Annotated in this window: 6 protein-coding genes and 1 pseudogene; 6 read left to right on the forward strand and 1 reads right to left on the reverse strand. The window is 33.9% G+C overall.

Going from position 1 to position 14549, the window contains the following annotated elements:
• Positions 1-3: 3 nt before the first annotated feature.
• From kdpB to AC1EJ5_RS08570, 5 genes and pseudogenes are all read left to right on the forward strand, one after another.
• The gene (gene kdpB / locus AC1EJ5_RS08550; protein ID WP_479815691.1) at positions 4-2058 is read left to right on the forward strand and encodes a potassium-transporting ATPase subunit KdpB; all 2055 of its coding nucleotides are present in this window, start codon (positions 4-6) and stop codon (positions 2056-2058) included.
• An 18-nt stretch (positions 2059-2076) separates the two neighbouring features.
• On the forward strand, positions 2077-2682 hold the full coding sequence (gene kdpC, locus AC1EJ5_RS08555) for a potassium-transporting ATPase subunit KdpC (RefSeq protein WP_209773177.1): 606 nt from the start codon (positions 2077-2079) through the stop codon (positions 2680-2682).
• An 85-nt stretch (positions 2683-2767) separates the two neighbouring features.
• Positions 2768-3502 carry a response regulator transcription factor gene (locus AC1EJ5_RS08560; protein ID WP_223417948.1) on the forward strand — a complete coding sequence of 245 codons (735 nt, stop codon included), beginning with the start codon at positions 2768-2770 and terminating at the stop codon, positions 3500-3502.
• Positions 3489-5414, forward strand: coding sequence for an ATP-binding protein (locus tag AC1EJ5_RS08565; RefSeq protein ID WP_479815692.1), 1926 nt, complete (start codon positions 3489-3491; stop codon positions 5412-5414). Before AC1EJ5_RS08560 ends, AC1EJ5_RS08565 begins: the two co-directional genes overlap by 14 nt.
• 496 nt (positions 5415-5910) lie before the next feature.
• Positions 5911-6948, forward strand: a pseudogene (locus tag AC1EJ5_RS08570) (ISL3 family transposase); the annotation flags it as partial.
• A 1647-nt stretch (positions 6949-8595) separates the two neighbouring features.
• Here AC1EJ5_RS08570 and AC1EJ5_RS08575 read toward each other — a convergent pair.
• Positions 8596-9105 carry a sigma-70 family RNA polymerase sigma factor gene (locus AC1EJ5_RS08575; RefSeq protein ID WP_479815693.1) on the reverse strand — a complete coding sequence of 170 codons (510 nt, stop codon included), beginning with the start codon at positions 9103-9105 and terminating at the stop codon, positions 8596-8598.
• A 597-nt stretch (positions 9106-9702) separates the two neighbouring features.
• On the opposite strand from AC1EJ5_RS08575, the gene AC1EJ5_RS08580 reads away from it, so the two are divergent.
• The coding region (locus AC1EJ5_RS08580) for an InlB B-repeat-containing protein (RefSeq protein ID WP_479815695.1) at positions 9703-14549 on the forward strand (4847 nt) is incomplete at its 3' end.

The raw sequence follows: 14549 nt of genomic DNA on the forward strand, positions 1-14549 counted from the left end.
AATATGGTTAATAAGAAAACAAAATTTGTAAGTAAAGATATAATGAAGACTTCTATTAAAGGGGCATTCTTAAAATTAAATCCTAAGTATATGATAAAAAACCCTGTAATGTTTGTAGTAGAAATTGGATTTATAATTTGTCTATTACTTGCTTTTTTCCCAAATTTGATAAATGATGGAAGCGACAATGCAAGTAAATACAATATGCTTGTTTCCATTATTTTGTTTATAACTTTACTATTTGCAAATTTCGCCGAATCCGTAGCTGAAGGTAGGGGAAAGGCACAAGCAGAGACATTGAAAAAAACAAAAAAGGATACTAAGGCTAGAAAAATTTTAGATGATGGAAAAGAAATTGAAATCTCTAGTAATGACCTAAAAAAAGGAGACATAGTTTTAGTAAAAGTAGGCGAAATAATCCCTAATGACGGTGAAATAATTGAAGGTATAGCAAGTATTGATGAATCTGCAATCACTGGTGAATCTGCACCAGTAACTAAAGAAAGTGGAGGAGATTTTTCTTCAGTGACGGGAGGTACACTTATTGTATCAGACTGGATTAAAGTTCGTATAAGCTCAGATCCTGGTGAATCATTTTTGGATAAGATGATTTCTCTTGTAGAAGGAGCCTCTAGACAAAAAACACCAAATGAGATTGCTCTAAATACCTTGTTGGTTTCCTTAACTATTATATTTTTGATAGTTATCATAACCCTATATCCAATAGCTAACTATTCTAATGTAAAAATTTCAGTTTCTACATTAATAGCTTTAATGGTTTGCCTAATCCCTACTACAATTGGTGCATTACTTAGCGCAATCGGTATAGCTGGTATGGATAGGGTTACTAGATTCAATGTCATAGCAATGTCAGGCAAGGCTGTAGAAGCTTGTGGTGATGTTGATACAATGATTCTAGACAAAACAGGAACAATAACCTTTGGAAATAGGTTAGCTAGTGATTTTATAAATGTCGATGGAATCGACAAATCAGATTTAATAGAATATGCCATGATATCATCACTAAAAGATGACACCCCTGAAGGTAAATCTACAGTCGAACTTGCAAAAAAATTGGGTTCTAAAGTTAATCCAGCAGATTACGAAGATGCGTCTTTTGTAGAATTTACTGCAGCAAGCAAGATGAGTGGGATCGATTTAAAAAACGGTGTCATGATACGCAAGGGATCTGGGGAAGCTATAATAAAGTTTATTACTGAAAGAGGTGGAGATGTACCAAGCGACCTACAAGCAAAAGTAGAAAGTATTTCAAAATTAGGGGGTACTCCACTAGTCGTTTGTGTAGATAATGTAATTTATGGAATTATCTATTTGAAAGATACGGTTAAGCCAGGACTTAGACAAAGGTTTGAAAGACTTAGAAAAATAGGGATAAAGACCATAATGTGTACTGGAGATAACCCTCTTACTGCAGCTACAATTGCAGCAGAAGCTGGTGTTGACGGCTATATAGCAGAATGTAAACCTGAGGATAAGATAGAAGCCATAAAGAAAGAACAAACCCTAGGTAAAATTGTAGCCATGACAGGAGATGGAACCAACGATGCTCCAGCCTTGGCTCAAGCTGATGTTGGTATTGCTATGAACAGTGGTACAAGTTCAGCAAAAGAAGCAGCAAACATGGTTGATTTGGATTCAGATCCAACCAAAATATTGGAAGTTATAGAGATTGGTAAACAGCTACTTATAACAAGAGGTTCTTTGACAACATTTTCTATTGCTAATGATATTGCCAAATATTTTGCTATAATACCAGCTATATTTACTCTTGCTATACCTCAAATGAGAGTATTGAACATTATGGGATTGAATAGTCCATCAAGTGCTATTATTTCAGCACTAATATTTAATGCAATTATTATTCCTTGTCTAATTCCTTTGGCAATGAAAGGTGTTAAATATGAACCGATGTCAGCTTCAAAAATGTTAGGAAAGAATATGTTGATTTACGGACTTGGTGGTGTAATTTGTCCTTTTATTGGTATAAAACTAATAGATATATTAGTATTTCCTTTACTTGGAATGTTAGGAATTTAAGGAGTTTAAGGAGTTATAATGAGAACTATTAAAAAATATAAACAAGTTTTTTTTGTTACAATATTTGCATTTATAGTCTGTGGTATTATATATCCACTTTTAATGACGGTACTTGCACAAATTATCTTTCCAAAACAAGCTAATGGAAGTTTAATAAAGATGGGAGATGAAGTAGTTGGCTCAGAATTAATAGGTCAAGATTTTACTGATCCAAAATTATTTCATTCGAGACCATCAGCTGTTAACTACAATGTCTATGAAGATGGAGACAAGTATGATGGATTAGCTTCTGGTAGTAAAAACTTAGCAGTAAGTAACCCTAACCTAAAGAAAAGAATTAACGAAGATATAGATAAGTTTATTAAAGAAAATCCTGCGGTATCAAAAGAAGATATCCCTGAAGACATCATAAGCCAATCAGGCTCAGGTCTTGATCCACACATTTCTGTCAAAGCAGCTCAATTACAAGTTGATAGAGTAGCAAAAAATACAAATCTCTCCAAAGAAAACTTAGAACAACTGATAAAACAAAATACTAGTGAAAAAGCTTTGGGAATCTTTGGTGAACAAACTGTAAATGTATTGAAACTAAACATAGACTTAGTAAGTGAAATGAAAAAATAATATTGTAATATAAGGCCTCAGGTAATCATAACTTGAGGCTTAGAATGATTTGACCAATATTTTGCTATAAAGAAGGTAAGTATATATGAATGAAAATATAAAAATATTAATTGTAGAAGATGACAGAGCTGTGAGAAACTTGATATCAACAACATTGCAGATAAATGATTATGAATATGACCTAGCGATTGATGGTAAAAATGCTCTACAGCTAATGACTTCAAATAAATATGACATAGTTTTTATTGACTTGGGATTGCCTGACATTGATGGAATAGAAATAATAAAAAAATTCAGAGATTTTTCGACTACTCCAGTTATAGTAATTAGCGCTAGGACCAATGATGAAGATAAAATAGAAGCCTTGGACGCAGGGGCAGATGATTTTTTGACCAAGCCATTTAATGTTGATGAACTTCTTGCAAGAGTTAGGTCAACCTTAAGAAGAATAAACTATGTTGAAAATAATAGTGTTGAAGACAAAATTTCATTTGAAAATGGAGATATAAGAATAGATTATCCTTCGAGAAGCGTATTTATTAAAGGTGAAGAAATACATTTAATGCCAATAGAATATAGTTTATTATGTTTATTAGCAGAAAATGTTGGCAAGGTTCTCACACATCAGTACATCCTAAAAAACATTTGGGTCAATTACCTAGCATCTGATCTCTCTTCTTTGAGAGTGTATATGACCTCTCTTAGAAAAAAGATAGAAAAATTAACTGACGATAAGTATATCCAAACTCATGTTGGAGTTGGCTACAAGATGATTAGAATCAATAAATCAGGGGAAGATGAAATAAATGGATTTAATTGATAGAGATTTGATATTAGTATGTATATCTGAATCCCAATCTAATAGTCAGGTAATAAAAGAAGCCAATGAGATAGCTCAAAATGAAAAAGCTAAACTAATTGCTCTATATGTATCTGATAGAGATAAGTTTCAGGAAAAAAAGGACAATGACTACCTACAAGACAATTTAAGTCTAGCGGAAAACATGGGGGCTATGGTTGAGATTATATATGATGACGATATAGCAAGCCAAATAGTAAACTTTGCAAAACTATATAAAGTAAAAAAAATTGTAATAGGAAAAAAACGAAATGATTTTAAGCTATTATCTTTAAATACCAGCATATATGATCAAGTGGTAAAAAAATCTGACAGAATAGATATTTACGCTGTTCCAATAAATGATAAGGTCAAAACTTATGGATTTAAAGAAAACAAAAATATATCAAAAGATTTGTTAATTGCTTTTATAATACTAGCAATCAGCACTCTAATAGGTTATATATTTTATGATTTTGGCTACAGTGATGCAAATATAATAATGATCTATATACTAGGTGTATTTTTTATTGCCCTTGTAACTTATGATGAATTAGTGAGTTTTATTTCATCTGTAATATGCGTATTAGCCTTTAATTATTGTTTTACTAAGCCAACTTTAAGTTTATCAGTATCTAATCCTGAATATATTATTACTTTTTTAGTCTTATTAATAGTATCATTTTTGACAAGTAAGCTAGCAAGCCAGATAAGAAAAAATGCAAAGAACTCATCAAATATGACATATATAACAAAGCTTTTGTTAGAAACAAATCAACTTTTACAGACTAAAATATCCAAACACGAAATCATAGAAACAGGCTGTAATCAATTATCAAACCTACTAAATAGAAATATAGTTTATTACGATATAGTAGATGGGGAAATTCAGGATCCACTAATTTTCAAGGATGATTTTAGGGATGCTGATAAAGAATTTCTCAAAGAATTAGAAATAGTAAAGTGGGTATTTGCCAAAAACAAAAGTGCAGGTGCTGGCACAGAATATTTGCCAGATGCCAAGTACTTATATTATGCAATCAGATTTAATACAAGTGTGTATGGGGTTATAGGTATACATTTGGGTAAAGATAGGCTAGATTCCGTAGAAAATAAAATTTTACTAGCAATCCTTGGAGATATGTCTTTGGCTTTAGAGAAAGAAAAAATTTTAAAAGATAAAAACGAAGCTAATTTGAGAATAAAAGATGAGCAATTGAAAACAAATCTTTTAAGATCAATCTCCCATGACTTAAGAACGCCCCTAACAACTATTTATGGAAATTCTCATATACTACTTAATAATTCGGAAAACTTAACAGAAACAATGAAATTAGGGCTATATAGAGATATTTATGATGATTCACAGTGGCTACTGAATCTTATAGAAAATTTACTTTCAGTAACTAGAGTTGAAGAAGGTAAAAGCAAACTAAAAATAGAGCCACAAATGGTTGAAGAAGTCATAGAAGAGGCCCTAAAGCATGTAAGCAGAGATAAAAAAAATCACAATATAACTGTTGATATAGATGATGACTATCTAATGGCTGATATGGATGTGAGGTTAATAATACAAGTCATCATAAACCTTGTAGATAATGCTATAAAATATACTTTTGAAGGGTCAAGTATCAATATAAGAGCCTACCAAGATGCAAACAAAGTCATAATCCAAGTGGCAGATAATGGAAAAGGAATTGAAGATACCGATAAGAAAAGAATATTCCAAAAATTCTATTCGGCTAATAACAAAATCATCGATAGCAAGAGGAGTATAGGTCTAGGCTTATATCTTTGTAGGATTATAGTTAAGGCCCATGGTGGCGAAATAAGTGTAACGGATAATATACCAAGTGGATCTGTATTTACTATGGATTTGAAAGCTAGTCAATAAACGATAAACTATGTTTTATACTTTGTACAAATATAAAAGAATTATAATATGATACAATTAAAAAGAGCTACCAAATTAAATAAGGTGACCCGGATCTGTAAACAATTTTGTGTATCAACCTTAATCCTGAAAAAAGGTTCTATAATAAATCGTGTTGGTAGAAGTAGATGAAACTTCTGTCAGCACGATTTTTTGTAAAAAAAGAAGACATATTTAATCATTTACCCTATAATTAAATCAGCTACAAATTAAAAAGGAGATTAAATATGTCTAACAATTATTTTATTACAAATTTACTGAATATCAAAGATAAGAACCTTAATTTTTCTAATGGAATATATCACAAAGTTATTAAAGGTGTAACATATACAATTTTAACAGCTAAATTAGAATATTCTGAACAAGTTTGTCCTAATTGTGGCTCTAACCATAATCTAATTAAGTATGGATTTAAATCATCTATTGTAAGGTGCTCTAGGGCGGTGAACATCCTGTTTTAATTGATTTGAAGAAGCAGAAGATGTACTGCAAGGATTGCAATAAGTATTTTTTACTTGAGTCTAAGATAGTTGATAAACATTGTAATATTTATAATCAAGTAAAAAAACACATATTTGCTGATTTAACTAAGAAGATTTCAATTAAAGATATTGCCAGAGATAACAACATTTCCACTACTAGTGTTGCTAGATTTTTAGCTAGATTTGATAATTATTTTAATGTAGATTTTAGAACACTTCCTAAACATCTATGTTTTGATGAGTTTAAATCAACCAAAGATGCTAAAGGTGCTATGAGTTTTATTTATTGTGATGCTGATAATAATAAGATAGTTGATATTGTTGAGAATAGACAACTGCCTTTTCTAAAAAGATATTTTTCTTCTTTTCCTAAATATGTTAGAAATCAAGTTGAGACTATTTGTATTGATACGTATAGTCCCTATATTTCTTTAATTAAGGAGTTATTTGTAAATGCTAAGATTATTATTGATAGATTCCATATTGTTGGTCTTTTTTCTAGATCTTTTAATCAGATTAGAGTTGATACTATGAAGACTTTTTCTACTTATTCTTCAGATTACAAGAAGCTTAAGAAATATTGGAAGCTATTTCTAAAACCTTATAGGTTGCTTAGTTCGACAGTCCTTTCTAAGAAAATACATTTCCCTGGTAGGTATATTTCTCAGTTAGATGTTGTTAATGAAAGTATTTCAATTGATAAAGTTTTAGAAGACTCTTGTACCTGCTATCTGATTATTAGGCAAGATATTGAAAATCGAGATTTTGAGTCTTTTAAAAAGCATTTGATTTATTTTAGGGATAGGGTTGGTTTTAGGATGCAGGTATCGATTGATACTTGTCTTGAATATATTGATTATCTTAAGAATTCATTTAATTTTGAGTACTCTAATGGTGCTGTTGAGGGTATAAACAATTATATTAAGGTTTTAAAGAGAGTGGCGTTTGGTTACAGGAATTTTGCGAATTTTAGAACTAGAATACTTATTTCAAGGAATTTATTTGCTAGTTAAAAATCGGGGATAGAAATTTCTATCCCCGATAAAGAATGTAGTTGATTTTTAATTACCAACACGATTTGACAAAGAGCCAAAAAACTGACCTCTTTAAGTTGGTTTTTAAGTCAAGCTTTTGGGGGTCATTTCACTGCGCCGGTGGTTTTTATTATTAGCTAGATGTATTTTGGCGTTTATATAGAATCTTTATAAATATTATTAGTTTTTGTCCGGTACTGGGATTGGGACGGGACTAAAAATTTGAAAATGTCCTATAATTAAGTGGATTTAGTGGTACTCTAAAAAATAAAATATAGTATTTTGAATGGTTTGATATTTAGTGTACGTTTGGAAAAGAAGAATGGGAGTAATTTGTGGTAAAAATGGGTAAATCGGCTCGTTTCGAATAAACCTCGTTGCGGCGTACTTTGGTACGCCTCACTCCGGTTTCTTCTGTACTTCGCCGATTTCCCACATTTTTCCTCACAAATTACCTCGGGATTTTAGAAAGACTGATCAAAACATCAGTCTTTTTCTGATTCGCTAATGGGAATAGTCCCACCATTCAAGGGTGACCGATGCTTTAGCATCGGTCATTTTCGAGACCACTCAGCTACGGCACCAGGCCTACCATCTATTTTCGTCGAAAATAGGGTTAGGACTTCGCGTGGTGGGTCTTCCAAAAGCCAGACGGGCTTGCCCTAAGCTTAGTCGAGATGAGGAGGTGGAGCCCCGAGATCAACTCAAACCCAAGCCCTCGTCTCGAATGGGAGGCAAGCCCGTTGGCTCGGTGAGACAGAGACCTACTATAATGGTAGTTCAAATTTTGCTAACAAAATTTGAACGATTTATGCTATTTTTCGAACACCAAAGGTATGAAGAAAAAATAGGATAAAACCTTATGTAATTTTGAGCTAGCCCGTCGGCTAGGTGAGGACAGGACGCGACGAAAAGGAGCGTTCGGAATAAAAAGATTACCTTCCAACTACGGATGAGCTCTACTCATACATTCGGGGGACGTTTATAAAACGACTACTCCATACTAAAATTAACGAGAATTCCTTACCATAATAATTATACAAAAACGGCAAGAGGCTTCTCCAGTCTCCTAGAGCCGACGGGCTAGCTATCGGGTGAAGCGAGGGGGACGGTGCCGTCGCTAATGGTCTGGCTACAGTGAGTTAAGCGAGTTGATGGCAGTCCTTAACCGAGAATTTGCGAGATGAATTCAGCGCCGTCCCGACAGAAAAGTCCGAAGGACTTTGACGAGGGATCTTACAAATAAAAGACCAGTATGAACGGAGAGACCAACTCAAACCCAAACCCTCGTCCCGACTGTTGGCAAGCCCGTCGGCTCGGTGAGACAGGGACCTCCTCGTCCAAATAAGTATGAGCTCTACTCATACATTCGGGGGACGTTAATAAAATAATCACCTACCCAAATTTTTCAAAATGTCATTCCAATCAGAATGAGCCTGTCTCGAGCGTAGTCGAGAGAAGGAATCCCGCAAACAAAGCCCCAGAATATTCGCAGAGCTCCAAATTCTAATAAGATTCCTCGTCCCCTCATCTCGACCTTGCCCGAGGTAAATTTTCCCGCTCGGGGTAAACTATCTAAAGGTCCTCGCTAGCAATGGCGCTTTGTGTTACCATATATCCCAACACCTATAAGCTTTCCATCATCTCCTTAAGGTCTTTTAGGGCCAGAGAATGCCTATTTCTAATTGTCTTGGCGGAGAGATTCATTATTTCTCCTATTTTTTTATCCGACAGATTTTCCCAGTATTTTAGCTTTATTATCAAAATATCTTTATCATCAAGGCGTTTTATCTTTGCGTAAAGATCCTTATATTTTTCCTTTGTAAAAAAATCATCCTCAATATCATCATCGCACACAAGGTCGTCTTTTAGACTTGCCCCATTGCCGCTTTCCATATCAAGGGAAATTGGAAAGGGCTTTTTTGACTTATCCCAAAAATAGTAATTAAGCATATTCTTTAGATAATTTCCAAAAGATCCCTTGCTTTCATCATAATCAAGGATAGCCTCCATCAAGACCATCTTTGCCTCATCAATCGCCTCCATCCTATCAAATTTATTAAATCTTCTAATAGTAGCATAAATCAGTGGCATATAATCATCCATTATCCTAACAGCATTATTTATATTAATCATTCTTATTCCTCATTTCTAAAATTATTCATCTCGAGATTAGGTCCATAATAATACAAAACAAGGTAAATGTTTAATCAGATAAAGGCACCCTAAATGCGATAAAATCAATTAAAAGACCTTTATAATTATAAAAAAATCATTAAAAAGCTTTAAAGTAAAAAAAATGAAGATTATTAAAACTAGATAGATATAGATTTTTTAACAAATATTTATTCAGATTTCGCTTTGTTTATGCATGAAATCCATAATTAATACATAATTAATCACTGTCAAGGAAAAAATCCCTTGGAAAGTCATATTAATTTTAGTTTTATTGAGAAAGACAAGTTTGAAAAACTAATTAAATTGAAAAAATGACTCTTAGATGTATGATGGATATAAGACTTTAGTTAATAATGGGGGTATTGTCCCTATATATTAGGAAAAAGTAGAAAGAGAGGTATTAATTTTGGACGACAAATTGTTAATGAAGGAAATAATCGAGCAAAGAAAGCTCAAAGGTTCCATCAGAAAACCAAAATACGCTACAAGAAAACTATCTATTGGTTTAGTATCTTGTATGCTAGGCTTCAGCCTCATTGTATCACCAGTTGATACATGGGCAGAGGAAGCAGATTTCCTGCTAGTTCAGAAGAATTAGCTGATGCAAATACTGAAGAAGAATCCATCTTCTCAGCAGAGCAAAAGCAAAAATTACTAGAAGCAAAATTCACAGAAGAAGAAATCAAAGAACTAGAAATCAAGGCCAAGGACCAAAAGGCCCAAGAAGGCATACTTTTTGACCTTGACGAGTTTATCGACCAAGAAATAGCCGATAAAGAAAAACAAGGCGAAGAATCTAGCGATGATGCAGATCAAGACCTAGAATTTGGTGATGAAGTAAAACCAGAAGCAGTAGGTGAACATAATGACGCTGGAGAGGAAGTTGACGCCCTATCAAGCGCAACATACTACAACAAAGCAAACTGGGAAAATAAGATCAAAGATAAGTCTCGTTGGAAGGTTGGCGATAATCAAACACTTGTAAGAGTTACTACATCAGAACCAGTTCAAATGAACGACATCGACTACGATGGTAACTTTGTTGATGCCAACGGTAGAACTGTACTTAGAATGGTTTACAAGGAAAAAGGCGGAGCAGCCACAGGTGTTTGGTACAGAGCTATATTTAACTTTGGAGACCTTGACCAATACATCGACTACGACAAGTCCTACATGGTTGGTGTAAATATCGCAGGTAACGAAGCTAAAACGGGCAAACTAGATCCATTTAATGAGGGCAAGGAGAGAATTGTTGACCTAGGCGTATTGAGAGGGGACTTAACAAATCAAAGAAAGAACCTTCCTATTAACCTAGTTTTAAAAGAAGGTGTAACAATTGAAAAATTAGGTCAAAAGAACTACATTGTTCAAATGAGACTTGCTGACACTCAGGGTAAAAAAATCTATGCTTATGCTCCAAAGGGAACATCCATGGACTATTCAACTTATACCAAGACAACATCAGTTTCTCTTGAAGATAAGGTAAATAGACTATTTATCAAAGGTGGCTATCAAAAAGATGGCAATAATGCAACTGCTCAAGAGTTTGTTATGTCCGAATTTATTGCCAATCCAGACCAATACAAGGACGAAAAGAATCTTGGTATAATCAGAACTCAATATACAGGTCAAACCAATACCATAGTAAGAGAAACAGTTGGCGGACAACCAATTGCCTTTACACAAGCCTTTGACGCCAATCTTCTTAATTATTTGAAGGAAGATGATAAAGGCAATGTCGCCTATGTAAATGTTTTTGAAAATACAAGACTTAAATCAAAATACTCACACAATTTTGGTATTAAGAAAAAAGACTTCAATTTATCAAAAGATAAGAAGCTTGCCTACCTAGTTATTGGTACCCATGACTTCCAAAAAGATGGAGTTAACAAGGTTGAGATACCACAACATGACCAATACTCAATGATATCCGGATTCTACATCACTGGTATTGATTATGTTGTAGACAAGGGTAAGTTTGAAGACACCTTTGCAGGTAGAGATCCATTGAGCGGCGGTAATAAAACTAGAAAGCTTAATTACTCTATGATATCCGGTTGGACTAATCCAAATAAAGACGGCTGGGTTGTCTATGAAAAAACATACGAAGATGGCTATACAGCTCAAGAAGGCGAATCTTATATAATCGACACTACTAGTGACCCTACAGATGGCCAAATAATGCTTCAAATCGGTAACGAAGATGCAATCATTAGAAAGCAACAAGGCTACTATTCTTACTATATAACTGGTAGTAAGGGTATTGAAACCATCGAAAGATATGCAAATGGTATCTTTAAGTTTGACCTTAGAGAAGGTGCTACTGTAAAGCCTGGAGATAAGATAAAAGTTTACATGCCATATGCAAAAGACCATGACAAGCCTGTAAACTTCCTTGAAATCCATAACGGAACTAAGCTAAACGAAGGTGGAGCAACATTAACCTTACAAAAAGATAGAAATATCAATATGCACCTTTATAAGCAAGGTAAAAAAGGTTACTACATTCTAAAATACACACTTGCAGACGGAACGAAAGCTGAAAAGAAATTTGAACCTAAAGGATTCTGGAGCTTTGACAATAAAGACAAGGTTATGGATGGAGGTTCAAATTTAGTAACATTATCAACAGGTGGTAACTTCTATATAAACACAAAGAAATTAAAACCAGGTGAAGATATAATTGTAGAATCCTATGATGAAAAGGGCACTAAATTAGAAGATCAAACATCTTGGTTCAAATATAGAGAACTAACAAAAGCTCAAGATACTGTTAAGGAACTTACATGGACTGACTCCTCAGACAAATCATCCATCCTTTCCATAAATAAGTCACTTTACACTCCATATCAAATGATATTTACAAATGATTATGCAGATGGAACAGATGACTTCTATAAGGATCCAAGAGTTTTGCCAGCCGACAATGATAAGTTTAATACTGATACAACAAGTTTTGTTGGTTATACAAAGTATGACGGCGGCAAGATAAGAACAGTTTATGATAGTAAAACTAATAAACTTTATGCAAAAGTTCAAGCTGCTGAAAACGTATATGATAAAGATGGTAATTTAGTTGGCCAAGATTTGAGGAAGAAGATTCTTATTCCGAAGACTGATATCTTTGATGCACAATTTGCAGAAGATAAAAAAGAATACTTAGCTTATGAATATTTGGTAGATTTAACAAAGATGCTTCCTTATCATTCAGATGATAAGACTGAAACAAAGCTTGAACTTAAAAAGGATATGAAATTTGTTTCAAGTGCATCAGACGGATCATCACTACCATCTGACCTATTAGAAACAAGAGTTAGAGCAAGAGTATTATTTGATGCAAATACTGGTAGCTTTGCTGATGGTCAAGATAAAGCAGTAAAAATAGCACCAGACAACATTAATTTCTACGACCAAGAAGACTACAAACCTAATGGTTTTGAAGGTGCAAATGTTAAAAAAGGTACTGGTGATAAATTCGCAGAGGCACCAACAAAAGAAGGAAAGAACTTCTTAGGTTGGGTTACTGAAGCAGGTAAAAAAGCTTTAGGCGGCAAGGCAGTTGTTACAGCTGATGAATTTAATAAACTATCAAAAGAACAAATCTTTACTAATGAAACACCAATAACAAAACACTTGGTTGTTTACGCTGTTTATTCAGATGAATTAACAGTAACATTTGATGCAAATCAAGGTAAATTTGGTGACGGCAAGGACACAACTGGTGTTAAGGTTGAAAATGGAAGCGTAACAGCACCTACACCAACAAGAGATGGATTCACATTCAAGGGTTGGGCAGATAAGAAAGATGCTACAGAAGCAAATGTTACAGATTTTACTAACATCACAGCACCAAAAACTTATTACGCAGTTTGGGAAAGAACTGATCAAACTCCTTTGAAGTTAAATGACCCAGACAAGACAGTAGTAATAGATAAAACAAAATTAACAGAACCAGAACAAGAAGCTGTTGAAGCTGCTGTGATTAAAGCAAACCCAGACTTAAAATTAACAAAAGAAGATGTTGTCGTTGATGATGACGGTAAAGTTACAGTTACAAAAGATGGAAAGATTGGAACATTAACTCCAGACCAGACAATTATACAAAAAGAAGTTAAAAATAATTTCAACCCACCAAAAGAACCAGTTAAGGTTGATAATGCAAGTTCATTAACTGATAAGGAAAAACAAGCTGTTAAAGATGCTATTAAAAAAGCTAACCCGGAAAGATACTTTACAGATGACGACATTACAGTAAATGATGACGGATCTGTAAAAATTAACCAAAACGGTAAGACAGGTTCATTTACACCTGCTCAAACAGTTGTACAAAAAGATACTATTCTTGATTTGACCGCTCCAGAAAAAACTGAAGTAAAGAATACAACTGATTTAACACAAGAAGAAAGAAATAAAGTTGCTGCAGCAGTTAAACAAAAGAACAATTTACCAGACACAGCAAAAATTGACGTTGACAGCAAGGGTAATGTAACAGTCACAGATGGTACTAAGACTGGTAAATTAGAAGGAAAAGACACAGTTAAACCATTTGATAGAGCTGGCAAAAAATTAAATGACCCAGTAATAACAAAAGTTGCTGATACAAATAAACTCACAAATACAGAAAAACAAGCTGTAAAAGATGCTGTTAAGGCAGCAAACCCAGACTTAGATTTTACAGACGACGAAATTCAAGTTGCTGATGATGGTACAGTAACAGTACCAATGGGAAAAGATGGTGATAAAACTATCACAGCTGATAAGACTGTTAAAAAAGCAACAGCTGATGATAAAATTATTGCTTTAACAGCACCAGAAAAAACACCAGTACAAAACATTAATCAATTAACAGCAGAAGAAAAAGAAAAAGTTAAAGAAGCTGTTAAAAAAGTCAATACAGATTTACCATCTGATGCTAACATCGTAGTTTCTGATGACGGAGCAGTAACAGTAACACAAGGAACTGGCGACAAGCAAAAAGTTGGACTACTTTCACAAGATGATACAGTTATTGAAAAACTTAAAGCACCAACAGTAGAACCAGTAGCTGATGGTAGTGTAAAAGTTATACCAAATAATAAAGAATCTGATACACTAGAAATATCATTTGGCGATGCTACTAATCCAACAAATGTTACAGCAAAGAAAGAAAACGGCGAGTGGAAACTGGCAGACGGCACAGACCCATCAATAAAGATAGAAAAAGAAACTGGTATAGTAACAATCCCAGCAAGCAAACTATCTAAGAATGAAGAAGTAAAAGCAAAAGAAAAAGCTGGCACACAAGAATCACCAGAAGCTACAGGAAAGTCAAACGACACAACAGCCCCAGCTGCACCAACAGTAAAAGCAAACGATGATGGAAGCGTAACAGTAACTCCACCAGCAAATGCAAAAGAAGTTGA

Source organism: Anaerococcus sp. C0059F3 (assembly GCF_056590475.1).

Bases quoted from the DNA above. Each gene is read 5' to 3' on its own strand.
- AC1EJ5_RS08560 (WP_223417948.1), top strand. From the start codon at position 2,768: ATGAATGAAAATATAAAAATATTAATTGTAGAAGATGACAGAGCTGTG.
- kdpC (WP_209773177.1), top strand. From the start codon at position 2,077: ATGAGAACTATTAAAAAATATAAACAAGTTTTTTTTGTTACAATATTT.
- AC1EJ5_RS08575 (WP_479815693.1), bottom strand. From the start codon at position 9,105: ATGATTAATATAAATAATGCTGTTAGGATAATGGATGATTATATGCCA.
- AC1EJ5_RS08565 (WP_479815692.1), top strand. From the start codon at position 3,489: ATGGATTTAATTGATAGAGATTTGATATTAGTATGTATATCTGAATCC.
- kdpB (WP_479815691.1), top strand. From the start codon at position 4: ATGGTTAATAAGAAAACAAAATTTGTAAGTAAAGATATAATGAAGACT.